Consider the following 19,947-nt stretch of genomic DNA (forward strand, 5'->3'; position numbering starts at 1 on the left):
GGTGGATGGAATGCAGGGGCGGTGGGCTGGACTGCGCGGTCATGTGATCGTCATTTGTGCGTTGTTCGGATGTGCGGCTTGGACCGCTCCTGCGAGCGCGCAGCCGTTTCCGTCGCGGCCGATCACCCTCGTAGTGCCGTTCGCGGCGGGCGGTCCGACCGATACGCTGGCGCGCATCCTGTCCGAACGCATCGCCGCCGAATTGCACACGACAATCGTCGTTGAAAACGTGGCGGGCGCCTCCGGCAGCATCGCCGGCGCCCGCGTCGCGCGCGCAACGCCTGATGGTACCACGATCACGATCGGCCATTGGGGCACGCATGTGCTCAACGGCGCGATTTTCAAGCTGCCCTATGACGTGATCGCCGATTTCGAACCGGTCGCGACGATCGCGATGGGCACGCAGCTCATCGTCGGCCGGAAGTCGCTCGAGGCCAACACCCTGAAAGAGATGATCGCGTGGCTGAAGGCCAATCCGGGCAAGGTGACTGCCGGCACCGCCGGCGCCGGCACAGGGGCCCACGTCGCCGGTGTCTTCTTCAAGGAGAGAACCGGCACCGACTTCCAGTTCGTGCCCTATCGCGGCGCGGGGCCCGCCATGATCGACCTCGTGGCCGGGCAGATCGACATCATGTTCGATCAGGCCTCGAATTCGCTGCCGCACTACAAGAACGGTGCGATCAAGGCGTTCGCGGTGACGTCGCCGACGCGGCTCGCCTCCGCGCCCGATATTCCGACCGTCGACGAGGCGGGGCTGCCCGGTCTCTACATCTCCTACTGGCACGGCATCTGGGCACCGAAGAACACGCCGAAGGAGATCGTCACGAAGCTCAACGCGGCCATCGTCACCGTGCTTGCCGACGCTTCCGTCAGGCAGCGGTTTGGCGAATTGGGGCAGGAGATTCCTCCGCCCGATCAGCAAACGCCCGCGGCGCTCGGAGCCTTCCAGAAGGCCGAGACCGAGAAATGGTGGCCGATCGTGAAGGCCGCCGACATCAAGGCGGAGTAACGCTGTCGCCCATACCACTGACTCATCCTGAGGAGCCCGCGGAGCGGGCGTCTCGAAGGATGCGCCGCGGAGAGCAGGGCCTGCATGATTCGCCCGGCGATGCAAAGCATCGTCCGGAGATGCGCGTTCCGCGCTCCTCACCATGAGGGGCGAGAGCCTCGCGGCGTTAACCTTTTCGTGCGCACGACGACCGGTCTGTCACCAAAATCTCGCTGCGGTGCGGGATCACAATGCTTGCCGCGGTTTTCTGCGTCCTTGATCTCAGGTGAGCGCTGGCCGACAATGCCCGACCTTCAATAAGAAACTCCCTGGGGGAATTCGTGAATAGACCTGCTCGGGTCAGCGCCCATTCGACATCGTCCGATTCCGTGCACGGCATGGCGCTGCTGCGCGATCCCCTGCTCAACAAGGGCACCGCCTTCACCGCGCAGGAGCGCGACGACCTCGGCCTGCGCGGCTTGCTGCCGCCTTGCGTGCTGACGATAGAGACCCAGGTCGAGCGCGTGCTCGTCAACCTGCGCACGCTGCCGACCGATCTCGAAAAATATGTTGCGCTGAATGCGTTGCATGACCGCAACGAGGCGCTGTTCTTCCGCGTCGTCGTCGACAATATCGACGAGATCCAGCCGATCATCTACACGCCGACGGTCGGGCTCGCCTGCCAGAAATACGGCCTGATTTTCCAGCGGCCACGCGGCATGTTCATCTCCTCGCGCGATCGCGGCCAGATCGCCGAGATCCTGAAGAACTGGCCCTATCCGGCCAAGCTGATCGTCGTCACCGATGGCGAGCGCATCCTGGGCCTCGGCGATCTCGGCGCCAACGGCATGGGCATTCCGGTCGGTAAACTCTCGCTCTATTCGGCCTGCGCCGGCGTGCATCCCGAAACGTGTCTGCCGATCGTGCTCGACGTCGGCACCAACAACGAAGAGCTCCTGAAAGACCCGTATTATCTCGGCCTACGCGAGCGGCGGCTCACGGGCGAGGCCTATGACAGCTTCGTCGACGAGTTCATGGTCGCCGCGCGCAAGACCTTTCCGGGAGTGCTGATCCAGTTCGAGGATTTCGCCAACCACTCGGCGTTCAAGCTGCTGCACAAATACCGCGATGAGGCCTGCGTCTTCAACGACGACATCCAGGGCACGGCCGCGGTTGCGCTCGCCGGCCTGTTCTCGGCCTTGCGCGTCAACGGCGGCAAGCTGAAGGATCAGCGCATCCTGTTCCTCGGCGCGGGCGAGGCCGCGACCGGCATCGCCGATCTCGTGACGTCCGCCATGATGGCGGAGGGCGCCTCCGAGGCCGAAGCGCTCCGCCGCAACTGGCTGGTGGATTCCCGCGGCCTGGTCGTTGGCGGCCGTGAAGGCCTGTCCGGTCACAAGCTCCGTTATGCCCATGCCGACCAGGCGCCGATCGCCGACTTCCTCACCGCGATCAGGACGCTGAAGCCGACGGCGATCATCGGCGTTGCCGCGGTCGGCGGCGCCTTCACGCCCGAGGTGCTCAAGGCGATGGCCGAGCTCAACGAACAGCCGATCGTGTTCGCGCTCTCCAACCCGACCTCGAAGGCCGAATGTTCGGCGGAGGACGCCTACCGCTACACCGGGGGCCGCGCGCTGTTTGCCTGCGGCAGCCCGTATGATCCTGTGAAGCTGAACGGCCGCACCTTCGTGCCGCGCCAGGGCAACAACTCCTACATCTTCCCGGGCGTCGGCCTCGGCGTTATCGCCAGCCGCTCGCGGCTGGTGACGGACGAGATGTTCATGGCGGCCGCCCATACGCTGGCCGATTGCGTCGGCAAGGACGATCTTGCGCAAGGCAGCCTCTACCCGGCGCTGCCGCGCATCCGCGAGGTCTCGGTCCGCATCGCTGCCGCCGTCGCCGATGTCGCCTATCAGCGCGGACTCGCGGACGGACCCGCGCCCAACGACGTGAAGGGATTGGTTCAGTCCCAGATGTACGAGCCGAAGTACTGAAGCCTCCGCATCGTCATGCCCGGGACAAGTCCGGGCATGACGACCGCCTAAAGCAAGCCCCGTTCGGTCAGCATCCGATACCATTTCAGGTAGAAACCCCGTTGCGCGGCGCGGCGGTATATGCGACGCTCTGTAGCGCTACAGGAAAATTCGAAAACCAAGGTAAGCCGCCATGGACGATCGTTTGCCCGACCTGGGCGACCTCGAGCACGAGGTCATGCAACTGGTTTGGGCCCATGGTCCTGTCACGGCCGAAATTGTGCGCGAAAAGCTGTCGCGTCGGCTGAAGGAATCCACCGTGCGCACGGTGCTGCGCCGGCTGGAAGAAAAGGGCTATGCTCGGCACACGGTGGACGGACGCACCTATGTCTACCACGCAGCCGAAGCGCGCGCGCGGGTTGCGGCCAAGGCGGTGCAGCGCATCGTCGACTGGTTCTGCAACGGCTCGATGGAGGAGGTCCTCGTCGGCATGGTCGACAATGCAATGCTCGACCAGCAGCAGCTGCGCACACTGGCCGACCAGGTCGCCAAGGCGAAGAAGGCGAGGGGAGTGAAGAAAGAATGATCGCAACTCTGGCGGAGGCGGCGCTGCGCTCCCTTGTGCTGGGAGGCGTCGTCTGGTTCGGCCTCAACCTGTTTCGCGTGCGCAATCCGCACGTCCACATGACAGCGTGGGTCGTCGTGCTGCTGGCATCGCTGGCGATGCCCGTGGTGATGCATTGGCCGACGGTCACGATCACCCGGCTGCCGTTGTCGGTATCGGTGCCGGCTGATGTCCTGCCGGCTGACATCTCGATGTTCGAGATGCCGCAGCCCATGCAGCCGATCGCGCCCGGCGCGGCGATTGCTTCCCCGGCGCAGAGCGGCGTCTCGATCAATTGGTGGCTTGTCGCCACAATCGTCCATGTCGCCGTCGCCAGCCTGTTGCTGCTGCGGCTGGCCATCGGCCTCTATCTGACCTGGCGCCTCGCGCGCGCGGCAAGGCCGATCAATGGTCCGCACCTGGTCGACGCCGATGTGCGCGTCAGTCGCGACGTCGGCGGTCCCGTCACGTTTGGCTCGACCATTCTGGTGCCGCCGCAATTTGCCGGCTGGGACGCCAAGAAGCGGCTCGCGGTGCTCGCGCATGAGGGCGCGCATGTCGCCAACCGCGATTTCTATATCCTCCTGCTCGCCTCTCTCAATCGCGCGGTGTTCTGGTTCAGCCCGTTCGCCTGGTGGCAGCTCGCGCGTCTTGCCGAACTTGCCGAGATCATCAGCGACGCCGAGGCCATCGAGGTGATCGACGACCGGCTGTCCTATGCGGAAATCCTGCTTGATTTCGCAAGCACGGTAAACCCGCGCCCGCTCGAGCTCGCGATGGCGCGGGCCTCGACCGTGCGCGCCCGCGTCGAGCGCATCATCGCGACTGCCGCGATGCCCGTCGCGGTCGGCTGGCGCAAGCGAGCGTGGATCGCGGCCGCGATCGTCCCGGCCGTGATCGTGTCCGCCGGCATGATCGCCTATCGTACCCCGGAGCCTGCGCCGCTCGCCGCGGTTAGCGGCGAGGTGCCGGCCCAGCATTACCGCCCCTTCGTCAATTTCTACGCCATGGGTCCGGCCTCGGTGTTCGCCATCTTCCGCGAAGGTGACGATCTCTCCGGCCAGCTCACCGGGCAGCGACGGCTGCGCCTGACGGTCGGCAGCGACGGCACAGCGTCCTACATGGCTTCGTCGGGCGAGATCACGTTCCCGCTCGATGCGGAACGTCGCTCCTCCGAACTGATGCTGCGGATCAACGGCCGCGACGTGCGCGCGGTGCGTGTCACCGAGATGCCGGCGCCGACAACCGAACCTGCCTCGCTCGATCAATATGTCGGCTGGTACAGGATTGCGCCGAACCGCGTGCTCACCGTGCGCCGCGATGGCGATCGTCTCTGGTTGCAGGAAACCGGGCAGGGCACGACGCAAATCCTGGCCGAGGGCACTGATGCCTTCTCCTTCCGCGGCGACCATCTCGTGATCTTCCTGCGCGACGAGCAGTCGAGGGTCTCGCGCGTGTTGCTACAAAGTGCGGTTTTCGGCGCCCGTCTTGCGGCCCGCGTCGATGCGGCGGTGGCTCAGGCGGTCGAAGCGGATTTCGCGCGCCGCCTTGCCGAAGTCCCCGATCGCTTCAGGGAGCAGGTCCCGGCCGTCGGCGGCAAGGAGATGATCGTGCGCGGGATCGAGGATCTGCGCGCCGGCACGCCGAACTACGACCGCATGAGCGCGCCGCTCGCCGCCAAGCTCCACCGCCAGCTCAATGAAATGCACGCGACGTTCGTTGCGCTCGGCGGGCTGGAATCGATCTTCTTCCGCGGCGTCGGACCCGGCGGCTACGACATCTACGGCGCGAAGTTCGAGAACGGTACGGCCGAATTCCGCCTGCTGCTCGAGCCCGACGGCAAGGCCGGCGATGTCATCTTCAGAGCCGACGGCAACGACGAGCTCGGTGGCATCGTGCCTTGCTCTGAGGAGGCGAACGTGCGCGGTCGCGCCGGCACCTCGCCGATCAGGATCATGGTCTATAACGAAATGGGCGACGACATCCAGGTCTTCAATCTCGATGCCGACGGCAATCGGAGGACGCAGAGCGCCGTCAGGCCCAACATGACCTGGGCCTCCACCACCACCGTGAACAATCCGTGGGTGATTGCCGACAAGTCGGGACGGTGCATGGAGATCCTGGTGCCGGGCCGGCAAACGCGCTTCCACAATGTCGAGGCTTCGAACCTCGGCGCGCGTCCGAGTCGCGCGGCACGGCGCGCCGTTCCGATCGCCAATGGTGAGGAGATGCTGCGTCGCTACATCGAGGGAGTGGGCAAGGGACAGCCGGACTACGAGCGCATGACGTCGGAAGTGGCCGACATCACACGCGCGCAGCTTCCGTTCGATCAGGCGATTCTAACGCGGCTGGGTGCGCTGCGTGCGGTCTCCTTCCGCGGCGTCACCGCGCTCGACAGCGACATCTATGTCGCCCAGTTCGCCAACGGTTCGGCGGAATGGCGCATCGGCGTCAGAAACGGCACGATCACGAAGATCGCGCTCGGGCCCAATTTCTAGAAGGATCGCCGCCGCTGATCTGCAGGACCGGCGGCTCCCGAGTTGTTGACGGCGCTCTCTCAATCTTCGCTTGCCGGTCTTTGTCGTGAATGCTACAGTATGTAGCATTACGCTTCGTAGCTTCGCGCCGAAGTCGTCGGCAGGCTCGAAAGGATTGGGCATTCGCCATGAGCAGTTCTGCAAAGGCAAAGGCCGAGGCCGTGCTGGCGCTTCATCGCTTCGGGATGGGGCCGCGTCCGGGATCGATTGCGGCTCTCGGGACCGACCCGCGTGGCGCGCTGGTCGCCGAGCTCGACGGCCCGCTCGTCCTCAACGCCGCCGCGAGCCTTCCCTCCAGCGCAAAGGCCTATCGCACCGTGGCCGATGCCAATGCGCGGCGCGCCGCGCGCGCCAAGCAAGCCCAGCAGCAAGCTAAAAAGCAGCAGGTGGCGGCGACGCCGACCATGTCGGAAGACCAGACGCAAGGCCAGGGAGCGGACAAGGATGCCGCCGAGATGGCGGCCAAGCAGGCGGCCGAGGCCGTGCCCGATCCGGGGCGTCCGATCTATTTGCAGGAAGCCAAGGTGCGCACGGAAGCCGCGCTTTCTGCCGACATCGGTTTCGCCGAGCGGCTGGTGTGGTTCTGGTCCAACCATTTCTGCATCTCAGCCAACAAGATCCAGAGCATGTCCGGCGCCTATGAGCGCGAAGCCGTTCGCGCCAATACGCTCGGCCGCTTCGTCGATCTCCTGTTGGCCGTCGAGGGCCATCCGGCGATGCTGTTCTATCTCGACAATCTCGGCTCGATGGGCGCGAACTCGATCGCCGGCATCAACCGCAGCCGCGGCCTCAACGAGAACATCGCGCGCGAGATCATGGAGCTGCATACACTCGGCGTGCGCGCCGGCTACACCCAGGACGACGTCATCAGCTTCGCCAATGTGTTGACGGGATGGACGCTGGTGCCGCCCGGCGACAATCCCGAGCACGGCGGCGAATTCACCTTCAATCCGCGGCTGCACGAGCCCGGCGGACAGACCGTGCTCGGCAAGCGCTACGAGCAGGAGGACGTTGAGCAGGGCCGCGCGGTGCTGCGCGATCTCGCCGCGCGTCCGGCGACCGCGACCCATGTCGCGACCAAGCTCGCACGACATTTCGTGGCCGACGAGCCGCCGCCTGTGCTGATCGAGCAGATGGCGAAGATTTTTCGCGACACCGAGGGCGATCTCAAGCAGGTCGCGATCGCGATGGTGTCGTCGGACGAGGCGTGGCGCGGGCCGCCGTCGAAACTCAAGCGTCCCAGCGAGTGGGGCGTCGGCATGGTGCGCGCGACCGGCATCACGACCGTCGATCCCGTCCGCTTCACCGGCGGCCAGGAGCTGCTCGGTGAAGGGCTGTGGCGGCCATCGGCGCCCAAGGGTTATCCGGAGGACGAGGCAAGCTGGATCGACGGCATTGGCCGGCGGCTCGACATCGCCAACAATTTCGCCGAACGCATCGCGACCACGGCCGATCCGCAAGTGATCATCGAGGACGTCTTCGCATCGGAGATATCAGCCGAGGTGAAGCAGGCGGTCGGCCGCGCCGAGAGCCGGCAGCAGGCGTTGGCGCTCTTGTTCATGTCGGCGGATTTTCAGAGGAGGTGAGCATGGGCGTCGTCAATCATTTGCCCACGCGGCGCGAGCTTCTGGTCGGGTCCGGCGCGCTGTTCGCGTGGAGCCAGATGCCGCGGATCGCGCGCGCCGAAGGGCGCGATCCGCGCCTGCTGGTCATCGTGCTGCGCGGCGCGCTCGACGGCCTTGGCGCGGTTGCGCCGGTGGGCGATCCCGACTGGATCTCCTTGCGCGGCGATCGCGCGCTGGTGCTGGACGGCAAGCCGCCCGCGCTGCCGCTCGATGCTTTCTTCGCGCTCAATCCGGCGATGCCGAACCTGCATCGGCTCTACAAAAGCGGCAAGGCTGCGATCGTCCATGCCACCGCGACGCCCTATCGCGAGCGTTCGCATTTCGACGGCCAGGACGTGCTGGAGAGCGGGCTCGTCAAGCCGGGTATGACGAGTTCGGGATGGCTCAACCGCGCACTGCTCGCGCTGGAATCCGGCGGGCGTGTCGACCCGCGCGGCAGCCGCGCACTCGGCATTGGCTCTGTGACGCCGCTGGTGGTGCGCGGTTCGGCGCCTGTGATGACATGGGTGCCGCAGAGATTGTTGCCGGCGAGCGAGGACACGCAGAGCCGCCTGCTCGATCTCTACCGGCACACCGATCCGAAGCTTGCGACCGTGCTCCAGGCCCGCATGAGGCTCGCGTCGCTCGGCGGCGCATCGGGCACGGGCGATCCGATGTCCGACGATCCGACCTTGGCGCCGCCCGGCATCGCGCGCGTCCGCGCCTATTTCGCCGAAGCCGCCGGTACCGCCGCGCGCTATCTCGCAAAGCCCGACGGTCCGCGCGTCGGCGCGATGGGCTTTGTCGGCTGGGACACGCACATCGCCGAAGGCGCGGCCTCGGGCCAGCTCTACAATCTGCTGGGCGCGCTCGACGGCGCCTTTGCCGCGATCGAGAGCAACATGGGCGAGGCGTGGCGCGAGACCGTCGTCGCGGTTGTCACCGAGTTCGGGCGAACCGCGCGCATCAATGGGACGCAGGGCACCGACCACGGCACGGGCACGGTCGCTTTCCTGATCGGTGGCGGGCTTACCGGTGGCCGCGTCATCGCGGACTGGCCGGGTCTGAAGCCGGCGCAACTCTTCGAGGATCGCGATCTCAAGCCGACCACGGATTTGCGCGCAGTGTTGAAGGGCCTGCTGAGGGATCATCTGCGTGTCGAGGAGAAGGTGCTGGCCGATACGATTTTCCCGGGCAGCGCCGACGTCAAACCGATGGGAGGTCTCGTCGGCTGACGACGCGGCTCTCGCAACCGGATCGGGTTCATGATGTGCACGCTGACACAACGGGAGCTCGACTTTCTCGCCGGCCTGAGGACCGGCTGGCGGCGGCTCTATCGGCGCGAACTCGCACGGCTCTTGAAGGGCGACGCCGAGCCTGGCGAGGTTCCTCCGGAGACGCGCCCGATCTGGCGCGTCGTATCGGGCTTATCCCAGGAGTCTGTCTCGATTCAGGACAAGCCAGTGTGGTGGAATCGCCACAGCTAAACCTGAAACGGCTGCGGCCGCAGGCGCGCTTTCGTTCCGACAAGGTTCTGCCCTCATTGCCCACCGAAACTCGGGCTCGTTCGGAGGGCGTATCATGTCTCGATTTGCACGTGCCGAAACTGCCCGGATTTCGCCGGCAACCCTGTGCCGGTTGCTGCTCGCCATCATCGGCGCGGCGTCGCTTGCCGCGTGTGCGCAATCGCCCGTCGGCCGCCAGAAGGCCGATCTCGGCACCCACCGCCAAGCCGCTGTCGAACGACCGCACAGGGTGGCGGCGCTGCATCCACGTCCGATCAGCCGGGCGCGCGTCCCCGACGGTGATGCAAAGCAAAGCGTCTCGCATGGCGTCGCCAGCTTCTATTCGGACACGGAGACGGCGAGCGGCGAGCGGTTCGACAAGAACGAATTGACCGCGGCCCATCCCAGCCTGCCGTTCGGCACAAAGCTGCGCGTCACTGACGTTTCATCCGGTCGCTTCGTGACCGTCAGGATCAACGATCGCGGGCCGTATGTTCGCGGACGCGTGGTTGACATCTCGCCCTCCGCGGCGGAGGCGCTCGGCATGGTCGACAAGGGCGTCACCAATGTCAGGCTCGACGTGGTGCAATAATTTGCAGTGACATCGATCCGAAACGCTGTGCTTAACCGGCTGTTAGCCGCCTCCAGCCACCATGGATACCCAATCATTCGGGACTCCAGATTGAAGCTCTTGGGAGGCGGCGTTTGACCACGATCCAGTATCTCGAAGATCAGGCCGCACGCGCCGAGCGGCTGGCCAAACGGATCACGGATACGCTGACGATCGAAAAGCTCCTGACCTTCGCGGACGAACGCCGCCGCGAGATCGAGGTCATCGCCGGCAAGTACCGGCGCGCCTGATTTTCATCATCCAACGCGCGCTCAGCTGTGGCTCTCGACGAAGTCGCTGAGATAGTCGGGCAGCGTCACTCCATCGATGTCGCAGCGCGCCCGGATCTCACCGGCGACGTCGGTCGAGATGTCCTTCATCCAGTGCTCCAGCGTGTTGAACGAGATGACCTTGACGGGGTCGTTGAAGCAGCCGGCGACGAGCTCGCCGATCGTGGCATCGAGATCGCTTCGCTCGACACGGATCTCCGTCGCCTTGTCGCGGCGATCGATCACCACGAACAGGGTCTGGTCTGCGCCATAGGGCACGACAGGGGCTGGCACGCCGGCTTCAAGCATGTGAGGCACTCACGCCTTCGCTTCCGATCACCATCAACGGGAAGAACCGGTAGAAGGTTCCCGCGCTCAGCCGGTGCTTCTGCGAGGATCAGAGAAATTCGCGCAGCCGCGCCAGCTCGGTGATGTGCTCAGGCGAGAGGATGTCCGTGACCAGCGGTGGTTGCGCGATGGTACGGATCTCATAGAGATGCCTGGTCGCCGCCGGCTTCGCCATGAACGCCGAGATGCATTCGTCGAGCGTGCCCTCGATCACCTGGTAGGACGATCTGTCCGTCCGTCGCTGGTTCGCAAGCGATGGCCATTTATGCAGCACCGCAAGGACACCAAAATCGACCTTTGAATCCCCAACCACGTCCCCCATCGTCCCGCCTCACGCAAAAAGAACCCCGGCACACTAGCCTGCGTGCCGGGGCCCACACCCATTACTGCATCTCAATGCCACAGCACCAAACGCGGTGACCGGGAAATGGTTCCCGGCCGATATTCGCTTTCAGCTCGCGGCCGCCGCGATCTTATGCCCCGGGCTGGTATGAACCTGACTGGGATCGTCGCCGCGGCTGACCTCCGGTGGCAACCCTGCGAAGCGCCGCAAGGCCTCGGCCATCTGCACCCGGCCCGGCGCGCCGGTGATGATCACGTCCACCATCGTGAAGGACGAATGGAAATGGCCGCGCGCCTTGAGTTGCTCGACCGGGACGCCGGCAGCGGCCATTGCCTCGGCATAGGCGATGCCTTCGTCGCGCAGGGGATCGAACTCGCAGGTGACGACGAAGGCCGGCGGCAGGCCTGCGACCTTGCCGCGGAGCGGCGAGGCGCGCGGATCGGTGCGGTCGGCCGGCGAGCAATAGAGGTCCCAGAACCAGTACATCAGCGAACGGGTCAGGAAATAGCCGGTCGCATTGTCGTTGTAGGAGGGGCGGTCGAAAGTGCAGTCGGTGACCGGGCAGATCAGGAGCTGGCCTCCGATCTCCGGCCCGCCGCGATCGCGTGCAAGCTGGCAGGTGACGGCGGCGATGTTGCCGCCGGCACTCCAGCCCGCGACCAGCACCGGGCCCGGCCTGCCGCCGAGCTCGGCGGCGTGCTCGGCGATCCAGCGCGTCGCCGCATAGCCGTCTTCGGCCGCAGTCGGGAAACGATGCTCGGGCGCATGACGATAGCCGACGCTGACGAGCATCATGCCGGTCCGTCGCACCATGTCGCGGCAGAACGGCTCGTCCGACTGCTCGTCGCCGAGCACCCAGCCGCCGCCGTGGAAATAGACCACGACCGGATGCGGCCCTGATGTTGCCGGTTTGTAGACCCGATAAGGCAAGGGACCGTCGGCGCCGGGCAGCGTGCCGTCGACGATCTCGCCGATCGGCCGTCCAGCGGGACGGCCCTTGTTGAACTCATTGACGAAGGCGCAGGCGCCTTGCGCGCCCATCGACTCGATCGGCGGCAGGTTGAGCGACGCCAGCAGGTTGAGCACCAGCCGCACATCGGGCTGGAGGCGCACCACCTCGCCGTCATTGCATTGCGCGGCGACGTTGGGACCGGTCAGCTTGAAGCCGAGCATACCGCGGCTGACGACCTCGTCGCAGATGCTGCGATAGGGACCGACGCCGCCGGTATAAGGCATCAGGCCCTGCACCTTGCCGGGCACGTTGGCGCCCGTGTACCAGGTGTTGGCGAGCCGGTGCAGCGTCACCATCGAGCAGTCGGCCATGTGCCTGTTCCAGCCGGCCTGCGCCGACTCCGTCGGCTCGATCGTGGTGAACCCGGCGTCGCGCAACGCCTTGAGCCGATCGACGACCCAGTCGACATGCTGCTCGATCGACACCGCCATGTTCGACAGCACCGACGGGCTGCCGGGTCCGGTGATCATGAAGAAGTTCGGAAAGCCCTCGACCGTGAGCCCGAGATAGGTCTGCGGCCCCTGCGCCCAGACATCGGTGAGCGATCTGCCGCCACGGCCGGTGATCGGATGCACGGCGCGGATCGCGCCGGTCATGGCGTCGAAGCCGGTCGCGAACACGATGACGTCGACATCAACGCTGCGCCTTGCCGTCGTGATGCCGCTTGCGGTGATCGCCTTGATCGGCTCCTGACGCAGATTGACCAGCGTGACGTTCGGCCGGTTGTAGGTCGCGTAATAGTTGGTATCGAGGCAGGGCCGCTTGGCGCCGAACGGATGATCGTCCGGCATCAGCGCCGCGGCGGTCTCGGGGTCTTTGACGGCGGCGCGGATCTTCTCGCGGATAAGGTCCTGGACGATCTTGTTGCCGTCGATGTCCACCGCCTGGTCGGCCCAGAGCTGGGTCAGGATGTGGACGAGGTCGCCGGCCGCCCACGCGCGTTCGAACCGCTCACGACGCTCGACATCGCTTAATTGCCAGCTCACGACCGTCTGCTGCGGATAGGGTACGCCGGCCATCGACTGGCGCGCCTGCTCGCGATAGGCCGCGCGATCGCCTTGCAGCAGGCTCATGCGATCGGAAGGCGCTGGGCCGTTATGCGCCGGCAGCGCGAAGTTCGGCGTACGCTGGAACACGGTCAGATGTGCGGCCTGTTGTGCGATCAGCGGGATCGACTGAATGGCCGACGATCCCGTGCCGATCACCGCGACGCGTTTTCCGGCGAGATTGACGCCGTCATGCGGCCAGCGTCCGGTGAAATAAACCTCGCCCTTGAAGTCCTTGACGCCGTCGATCTCCGGCGGCTTCGGCGCCGAGAGGCAGCCGGTGGCCATAATGTAATGGCGGCAGGAGACCGGCGCGCCATTGTCGGTGGTGAGCTGCCAGCGTCCGGTGGCCTCGTCCCATTTCGCTTCCGTGACCTTGGTCTTGAAGCGAATGTCACGCCTGAGATCGTAACGGTCGGCGACGAAGCCCAGATAGCGCAGGATCTCGGGCTGGGTCGCGTATTTCTCCGACCAGGTCCAGGCGGTCTCGAGGTCCGGATCGAAGGTGTAGCTGTAATCGATGGTCTGGATATCGCAGCGCGCACCGGGATATCGGTTCCAGTACCAGGTGCCGCCGACGTCGCCGGCTTCTTCGAGGCCGACCGCCGTGAGGCCGGCTTTGCGCAGCCGATGGAGAAGATAGAGGCCGGCAAATCCGGCACCGACCACGGCAACATCGACCTGCTGGCTGGTTCCGCGCCCCGCGTCAGAGGCACGCGCAGCAACCATTGCATCAGGCATGGCATTTCCTCCCGTGTGTTTTGTTTTGCCGGCAGGCTATCGCTGCAGGTTCGGCTTGTCATCACGGCATGTGCAATCTTCGGTAGCCATTTGCGGCGTCATCATGGCCGCGTGAATGTTGCGGCAGCACACGCATCGCGATGCACAATGGCCGTGATTTCCCGGGCTAATCATGGTCGATCCACCTGTGTATGCTCTTGTTTTGCCACGCGTGCCGACGGGCGTCATGACAGAGTTGAGTGAGCGGACCAAAGCGAACATGGACGTCGTCCTGGAGGAGACGTGCCGCCAACTGCCGCACGGCGGCGATCACGACAGCCGCAGGTTCATCGCCGAGCGGCTGATCGAGGCGGCGCGATCCGGTCACACCACGCTCGGTGAGCTCGGCATCATCGCACGCCACGCACTGGCGGAGCTTGCCGCCAAGCGGAGCTAGGCGCGGCCGCGGCGCTTGCCTCGCAGCGGGCCACGGACATAACCTGCTCAAATCCTTCCGTGCATCGAGATGCTCCGAAGATGCGGTCCGTGTTCGCGCTTTTTGCGACGTCTCTCGTCCTCTGTTGCGCCGGGCCGGTCGTGGCCCAGCCGGTTGGCCAGTTTCCGTTTGCGCTGACGCGCGAAGGACAGATGCTCGGCGCCGTCGAAGGCGAGGTAGCCTCGTTCAAGGGGCTGGCCTATGCGGCCGCGCCGATCGGGCGGCTGCGCTGGCGTCCGCCGCAGGCTGCACCAGAGAGTTCGGAGATGCGCACCGCCTATGCGTATGGCGCGCCGTGTCTTCAGCCGTCGCTGCCGGGATCGAGCGAGGATTGCCTCACGCTGAACGTGTTCCGTCCGTTCGGGGTCGATGGCCCGCTGCCGGTGATGATGTTCATCCACGACGGCGCTTTCGTCAGCGGCACTGCGAATGATCCGCTGTTCGATGGTGCCAGGCTCGCGCAAGCCGGTCTCATCGTGGTGACTGTGAATTTTCGCCTCGGCGTGCTCGGCTGGCTCACCGATCCCGCGCTGTCGGAAGACGGTTCCGGCAATTACGGCCTGATGGACCAGATCGCGGCGCTGCATTGGGTGCACGACAACATCGCGGCCTTCGGCGGCGATCCCACCAATGTCACCTTGTTCGGCAGTGGCGCAGGCGCGACCTCGATCGCGCTGCTCATGCTGTCTGAGCAATCGCGTGATCTCTTCCAGAAAGTCATTCTGCAATCGATTCCTGGCCGTGCGCGCCTGCGTTCGGCACAAGAGGCCGAGATTGTGGGGCGGCAATTCATGGCGGCGCTGGGGCGACAGGCCGATTTGCGCGCCGCCGACCCGCGACGCCTGCTTGCCGTCGAAACGCATCTGCTGGAAAAATCGCCGCGCAGCTTCGGGCCGACGATCGATGGACGTCTGGTCAGCGAGGAGGTCGCCGCAGGCTTCGCGGCCGGACGTGAGAGCCGCATCCCCCTGATCATAGGCTCGAACGACGACGAGACCGGTTTCGACGGCGAGCTGGATGTCCGGGAAGAGCTGGCATCGTCAGGCGCCACCAGCGATGAGCTGCGCAGGCTCTATCCCGACCTCGCCAAACCTTCCAGCCGCGCGGCAAGGTTCTACACCGACAAGGTCTTCTCCGAGCCGGTGAGACTGCTGGCGCGCCTGCATGCCGCCAGCGGTGCGCCGACCTTTCGCTATCGCTTCGCCTATGTGCCGGAGGCACGGCGCGCAAACCCCGAGGGCGGTCACGGGCGGGAATTGCAGTTCATCTTCGGCGTGGAAGGCATGCCCGGTGCAGGTATCCTGTCACGAGGCGATCGCGAGGTCGCACACCGCATGCGCGCGTACTGGATCAATTTTGCCAAGAGCGGCGATCCCAACGGTGCGGACCTGCCGCGTTGGGATGCGGCCGCAGGCAGCGATCGCCTGCTGCTGATCACGAACGATCGCATCGCGAGCGGAGGCGACTCCTGGTCGGAGCGCCTGGACCGGTTCGGGCGTTAGGGCATGTTGAGTTGGACTTAAGCCGCGAGCTCGACACGCGGCGCGGGGCTCAGCCGGTCTTCCTCCAGATAATCCATCGCGCCGTCTTTCTCGACGGCGTAGAACTGCTGGCCTTCCTTCGACTTGTAGGCGGCGCGAACGACGCCGCGGCGGCCCTTGTCACTGTTGACGACGTCCCCCAACGCAAACTTCTTCATTTCACGTCCCTGGCTGCTGGCCGACCCCTTCGGCTACGCCGGATTCTGGGCGGAAAATCGTTAACGTCTTGCTAACCATACGGGTTTGCCTATGCTCGCGGCCGATCGCGCGGGCAGCTCGCACGCGCATGTTGGCAATGAAACGAGCCTTCGCCCATGGTGCGACTTCCGACTTTCTTCCTGTCACATGGTGGCGGTCCCTGGCCGTTCATGGAAGACAGGCGGGTGCAATATGCGAAGACCGCCGAGGCGTTCGGCCGGCTGCCGCAGCTCTTGCCGGGGAAGCCCAAGGCCGTGCTCGTCATCACAGGACATTGGGAGGCTGACGCCTTCACCGTGTCGACCTCGGCGCATCCGCCGATGGTGTACGACTATCACGGTTTCCCCGAGCACACCTATCACCTCAAATATCCGGCGCCGGGGCGGCCCGAGCTCGCCGCGGAGGTGAAGGCGCTGCTCATTCGCGCGGGCGTCGATTGCCGGGAGGATCCCAACCAGGGCTTCGATCACGGCACCTTCGTGCCGCTCGGGCTGATGTATCCGAACGCCGACATGCCCATCGTGCTGCTGTCGCTGAGATCGAGTTACGATCCGGCCGAGCACATCAAGGTCGGGCAGGCGATTGCCTCGCTGCGGGACGAAGGCATTCTGATCGTCGGCAGCGGGCTCACCTATCACAACATGCGCGGGTTCGGCCGCGCGGAGTCGAAGCCGGTCTCGTATGATTTCGAGGCGTATCTGAACGAGGCGATTAGCCACAAGGACGCAGCGCGCCGCAACGCGATGCTGGTTGACTGGGAGAACGCACCGAGCGCGCGCCTGGCCCATCCGCGCGAAGATCATCTGCTGCCGCTGATGGTGGCCGCCGGCGCCGCCGGCAGCGACGCGGGCCAGCGCGTATTCGTCGACGAGGTCGCGAATGTCGCGATGGCTTCGTATGTGTTCGGGGGGTGATCTTCTCCTCTTCTCGCAAGCGAGGAGAGGTGAAGAAGAGTGGCTCACCCGTATTTCAGCTTCATGAACAGGATGCCGCCGGCGAGCACGATGGTGATGGCGTTTGCGGCGACGAGGGGCGCATCGCCCGACAGCAGGCCGTAGACGAGCCAGAGCGCCAGGCCCAGCACCATGACCAGGAACATGCCGAGCGAAATATCACCGGTGGAGCGGGTCTTCCACACTTTGATGGCTTGCGGCGCGTAGGCCACGGTGGTGCAGGTCGCGGCGGCAAAGCCGATCAGCTTGATCAAGAACGGGTCCATGGCGGCTCTATAGCATTGATTCGACGATGTCGGGCCTCAGGCGCGCGCGGTGATGAGGCTGCGATAGAGCGCGGCATAGTCGCCGGCGCGGTTGCGCCAGGACACGTCGGTCGCAAGGCCGCTCAGTTGCAGGCGGCGCCAGGTCAGCTTGTCGTGAAAGGCGATGTTGGCCTTGCGCAGCGTGCCGGCGAGGGCATCCGCGGTGACGGGTGCGAACTTGAAGCCGGTGGCATCGTGACCCGATTTGTCGGCCTCGCCGATATCGACGATGGTATCCTCGAGGCCGCCGACCCGCGAGACGATGGGCACGGCGCCGTAGCGCAGCGCGCAGAGCTGGGTCAGGCCGCACGGCTCGAACCGTGATGGCACGATGAGCGCGTCCGAGCCGGCCTGGATCAGATGCGCCATGATCTCGTCATAGCCGATCACGACGCCGATGCGGCCGGGGTTCGCGCGCGCAACGGCCTGATAGCGATCCTGCAGATCGCGGTCGCCGCTGCCGAGCAGCGCGAGCTGCATGCCTTCGCGCAAAATGGTCGGAATGGCTTCGAGCAGGAGATCGAGCCCCTTCTGCCAGGACAGGCGGCTGATGACGCCGAGCAATGGCGCTTCGTCCGAGGAATCCAGATTGAACTGTTGCTGCAGCACCGCCTTGTTCGCGGCCCGGAACGTGAGGTCCTCCGCGCCGAAGCGGTAGGCGATGTGCGGATCTTCTTGCGGATTCCAAACGGAGACATCGATGCCGTTGAGGATTCCGCTCAGCACGTGCGCGCGGGCGCGCAGCAAGCCGCCAAACCCCATGCCGCCCTCGTCGCTCTGGATCTCCTGCGCATAGGTCGGCGAGACCGTGGTGATGCGATCGGCGAATTGCAGGCCGGCCTTCAAAAAACTGATGCCGCCGAAATATTCGAGGTCGTTGACGCCGTAAGCGCGCCACGGCAGGCCGATCGAACTGATCAGCTCGGGCGCGAACTTGCCCTGATAGGCCATGTTGTGGATGGTCATCACGGTGGCGGGCCGCGGCCGGTTATCGTAGTGCAGATAGGCCGGCGCGAGCCCGGCCTGCCAGTCATGGGCATGCACCACGTCGGGCACGAAGGCGGGAACGAGGCCGTGGCCGATGTCGGCCGCGATGCGCGAGAGCGCGGCGAACCGCATGCCATTGTCCGCCCAGTCGACACCTTCGGCCGTCACGTAGGGGTTGCCAGGCCGTGCGTAGAGATGCGGCACGTCGAGCACGAACAGATCGAGGCCGTCATGCGAGCCGGCGAGCAAACGGCCGGGTCCGCCGAAATAATCCGGCCAGCGCCGGATTTCGTCGGCTCCCCCCAGCATCCGCATCACGTCGGGATAGCCCGGCATCAACGTGCGCATCTCGACGCCATGCGCCTTCAGCGCGATCGGCAGCGCGCCCGCGACATCGGCGAGGCCGCCGGTCTTGACGATGGGATAGACCTCAGAGGCGACCGCGAGGACGCGAACAGGCGTCATGTATTGAGCCTGTCGAGCATCGGCTGGGTGATGAGCGAAATGCCCTGCTCGGTGGTGCGGAAGCGCTTTGCGTCCAACTCGGGATCCTCGCCGACGACGAGCCCTTCCGGGATCTCGACGCCGCGATCGATCACGACGTTCTTCAAACGCGCGCCGCGGCCGATGTTCACGTACGGCATGATCACGGCGTTCTCGACCTGAGCATAGGAGTTGACGCGCACGCCGGTGAACAGCAGCGAGCGCCGCAGCGAGGCGCCGGAAATGATGCAACCGCCCGAGACTAGCGAGCTCACGGCCTGGCCGCGCCGGCTCTCCTCGTCATGGACGAATTTTGCCGGTGGTGTGATCTCCGAATAGGACCAGATCGGCCAGGCGCTGTCGAACAAATCGAGCTCGGGCACCACGTCGGTGAGGTCGATGTTGGCGGCCCAATAGGCGTCGACCGTGCCGACATCGCGCCAATAGGCGCGGGGGTCGCTGCCGGAGCGGACGCAGGAGGTCGAGTACTGGTGCGCCATGGCGCGACCGTTCTTGACGAGATAGGGGATGATGTCCTTGCCGAAATCGTGGTTGGAATTCGGATCCTCGGCGTCGCGCTTGAGCTCCTCGAACAGGAATTTCGCGTCGAACACGTAGATGCCCATGCTGGCGAGCGAGACGTCCGGCTTGCCCGGCATCGGCGGCGGATCTTTCGGCTTCTCCAGGAACTCTTTGATCCAGCCGTTCTCGTCGATATGCATGATGCCGAAGCCGGAAGATTCCTGCCGCGGCATCTCCAGGCAGCCGACGGTGACGTCGGCGCCGCTCTCGACATGCTGGCGCAGCATCACCTCGTAGTCCATTTTATAGATATGGTCGCCGGCGAGAACCACGATGAAGCGGCAGGCGTGGGATTCGATGATGTCGATGTTCTGGTAGACTGCATCGGCCGTGCCGACATACCACATGTTTTCGGAGACGCGCTGGCTCGCCGGGAGGATGTCGAAGCTCTCGTTGCGCTCGGGACGGAAGAAGTTCCAGCCCATCTGAAGGTGCCGGATCAGGCTGTGCGCCTTGTACTGGGTGGCGACCGCGATGCGGCGGATGCCCGAGTTCACCGCGTTCGACAGCGCGAAATCGATGATGCGGGATTTTCCGCCGAAATAGACCGCGGGCTTGGCGCGCCGGTCGGTCAGCTCCAGCAGCCGGCTGCCGCGTCCGCCGGCCAGGACGAACGCCAGGGCCTGACGGGCAAGCGGCTCGGGTCTCGCGGCACTCATGTCATTCTCCCACAACTCTGGCGCTCGCGAGAAGCCTCCCGGCCGCGCACATTGGAACCGATAGTAACGGCACGAATAGTCAATCGGGAAGGTGGTTGTTGGTTGCGAATGCGCCGGAAGCTTAATGCTTTGCCGCGGTCATCGGGCCCCAGCACCGTCCTGCCGGTGTCACACGCGGCGAGGT

19 protein-coding genes are annotated in these 19,947 nt (G+C 65.3%); 12 read left to right on the forward strand and 7 right to left on the reverse strand.

Going from position 1 to position 19,947, the window contains the following annotated elements; genetic code table 11:
• Positions 1 to 10: 10 nt before the first annotated feature.
• The 9 genes from IVB48_RS19925 (at position 11) to IVB48_RS19965 (ending at position 10,072) form a co-directional block, all read left to right on the forward strand.
• On the forward strand, positions 11 to 1,009 hold the full coding sequence (locus tag IVB48_RS19925) for a tripartite tricarboxylate transporter substrate-binding protein (RefSeq protein ID WP_247402046.1): 999 nt from the start codon (positions 11 to 13) through the stop codon (positions 1,007 to 1,009).
• A 320-nt stretch (positions 1,010 to 1,329) separates the two neighbouring features.
• Entirely contained in the window at positions 1,330 to 2,982 is a 1,653-nt protein-coding gene (locus IVB48_RS19930) for an NAD-dependent malic enzyme (protein ID WP_346659004.1), read from the forward strand.
• Positions 2,983 to 3,154: 172 nt separating this feature from the next.
• Positions 3,155 to 3,547 (forward strand): BlaI/MecI/CopY family transcriptional regulator, encoded by a 393-nt coding sequence (locus IVB48_RS19935; RefSeq protein ID WP_027570822.1) that lies wholly within the window; start codon positions 3,155 to 3,157, stop codon positions 3,545 to 3,547.
• Positions 3,544 to 6,063, forward strand: coding sequence for a M56 family metallopeptidase (locus tag IVB48_RS19940; RefSeq protein ID WP_247402049.1), 2,520 nt, complete (start codon positions 3,544 to 3,546; stop codon positions 6,061 to 6,063). Before IVB48_RS19935 ends, IVB48_RS19940 begins: the two co-directional genes overlap by 4 nt.
• Positions 6,064 to 6,230: 167 nt before the next feature.
• Positions 6,231 to 7,688 carry a DUF1800 domain-containing protein gene (locus IVB48_RS19945; protein ID WP_247402052.1) on the forward strand — a complete coding sequence of 486 codons (1,458 nt, stop codon included), beginning with the start codon at positions 6,231 to 6,233 and terminating at the stop codon, positions 7,686 to 7,688.
• A 2-nt stretch (positions 7,689 to 7,690) separates the two neighbouring features.
• The gene (locus tag IVB48_RS19950) at positions 7,691 to 8,941 is read left to right on the forward strand and encodes a DUF1501 domain-containing protein (protein ID WP_247402057.1); all 1,251 of its coding nucleotides are present in this window, start codon (positions 7,691 to 7,693) and stop codon (positions 8,939 to 8,941) included.
• Positions 8,942 to 8,971: 30 nt separating this feature from the next.
• Positions 8,972 to 9,193 carry a hypothetical protein gene (locus IVB48_RS19955; RefSeq protein ID WP_247402060.1) on the forward strand — a complete coding sequence of 74 codons (222 nt, stop codon included), beginning with the start codon at positions 8,972 to 8,974 and terminating at the stop codon, positions 9,191 to 9,193.
• A 94-nt stretch (positions 9,194 to 9,287) separates the two neighbouring features.
• Positions 9,288 to 9,803 (forward strand): septal ring lytic transglycosylase RlpA family protein, encoded by a 516-nt coding sequence (locus IVB48_RS19960; RefSeq protein ID WP_247402063.1) that lies wholly within the window; start codon positions 9,288 to 9,290, stop codon positions 9,801 to 9,803.
• Positions 9,804 to 9,916: 113 nt separating this feature from the next.
• The gene (locus IVB48_RS19965; protein WP_247288109.1) at positions 9,917 to 10,072 is read left to right on the forward strand and encodes a hypothetical protein; all 156 of its coding nucleotides are present in this window, start codon (positions 9,917 to 9,919) and stop codon (positions 10,070 to 10,072) included.
• Positions 10,073 to 10,093: 21 nt separating this feature from the next.
• Here IVB48_RS19965 and IVB48_RS19970 read toward each other — a convergent pair whose 3' ends face one another.
• The 3 genes from IVB48_RS19970 to IVB48_RS19980 form a co-directional block, all read right to left on the reverse strand.
• Complete coding sequence (locus tag IVB48_RS19970; protein WP_247402065.1) at positions 10,094 to 10,399, reverse strand: hypothetical protein; 306 nt, start codon at positions 10,397 to 10,399, stop codon at positions 10,094 to 10,096.
• Positions 10,400 to 10,487: 88 nt separating this feature from the next.
• Entirely contained in the window at positions 10,488 to 10,760 is a 273-nt protein-coding gene (locus tag IVB48_RS19975) for a hypothetical protein (RefSeq protein ID WP_247402067.1), read from the reverse strand.
• Between the two features lie 129 nt (positions 10,761 to 10,889).
• Positions 10,890 to 13,580, reverse strand: a complete 2,691-nt coding sequence (locus IVB48_RS19980) for an alpha/beta hydrolase fold domain-containing protein (protein WP_247402070.1) — start codon at positions 13,578 to 13,580, stop codon at positions 10,890 to 10,892.
• Between the two features lie 226 nt (positions 13,581 to 13,806).
• Here IVB48_RS19980 and IVB48_RS19985 point away from each other — a divergent pair, with 226 nt between their 5' ends.
• Together IVB48_RS19985 and IVB48_RS19990 are read left to right on the forward strand one after the other, a co-directional pair.
• Positions 13,807 to 14,016 (forward strand): hypothetical protein, encoded by a 210-nt coding sequence (locus tag IVB48_RS19985; protein ID WP_027519501.1) that lies wholly within the window; start codon positions 13,807 to 13,809, stop codon positions 14,014 to 14,016.
• An 80-nt stretch (positions 14,017 to 14,096) separates the two neighbouring features.
• Entirely contained in the window at positions 14,097 to 15,557 is a 1,461-nt protein-coding gene (locus tag IVB48_RS19990) for a carboxylesterase family protein (RefSeq protein WP_247402073.1), read from the forward strand.
• A gap of 17 nt (positions 15,558 to 15,574) precedes the next feature.
• Here IVB48_RS19990 and IVB48_RS19995 read toward each other — a convergent pair whose 3' ends face one another.
• A complete protein-coding gene (locus IVB48_RS19995) occupies positions 15,575 to 15,754 on the reverse strand; it encodes a hypothetical protein (protein ID WP_007601069.1) in 180 nt (59 codons plus the stop codon).
• 156 nt (positions 15,755 to 15,910) lie between these two features.
• On the opposite strand from IVB48_RS19995, the gene IVB48_RS20000 reads away from it, so the two are divergent.
• Positions 15,911 to 16,708 carry a class III extradiol ring-cleavage dioxygenase gene (locus tag IVB48_RS20000; protein WP_247402076.1) on the forward strand — a complete coding sequence of 266 codons (798 nt, stop codon included), beginning with the start codon at positions 15,911 to 15,913 and terminating at the stop codon, positions 16,706 to 16,708.
• Between the two features lie 44 nt (positions 16,709 to 16,752).
• Here IVB48_RS20000 and IVB48_RS20005 read toward each other — a convergent pair whose 3' ends face one another.
• Genes IVB48_RS20005 through glgC form a run of 3 tightly spaced genes read right to left on the reverse strand, consistent with a single transcriptional unit; the run spans position 16,753 to position 19,763 of the window.
• Positions 16,753 to 17,013 carry a SemiSWEET transporter gene (locus IVB48_RS20005; RefSeq protein WP_007601071.1) on the reverse strand — a complete coding sequence of 87 codons (261 nt, stop codon included), beginning with the start codon at positions 17,011 to 17,013 and terminating at the stop codon, positions 16,753 to 16,755.
• A gap of 36 nt (positions 17,014 to 17,049) precedes the next feature.
• Positions 17,050 to 18,504, reverse strand: coding sequence for a glycogen synthase GlgA (glgA, locus tag IVB48_RS20010; RefSeq protein WP_247402079.1), 1,455 nt, complete (start codon positions 18,502 to 18,504; stop codon positions 17,050 to 17,052).
• The gene (gene glgC, locus IVB48_RS20015) at positions 18,501 to 19,763 is read right to left on the reverse strand and encodes a glucose-1-phosphate adenylyltransferase (protein WP_247402082.1); all 1,263 of its coding nucleotides are present in this window, start codon (positions 19,761 to 19,763) and stop codon (positions 18,501 to 18,503) included. The genes glgA and glgC overlap by 4 nt, the downstream gene beginning before the upstream one ends.
• Between the last annotated feature and the right edge of the window lie 184 nt (positions 19,764 to 19,947).

This window comes from Bradyrhizobium sp. 76 (assembly GCF_023073025.1).
Lineage (GTDB): Bacteria > Pseudomonadota > Alphaproteobacteria > Rhizobiales > Xanthobacteraceae > Bradyrhizobium.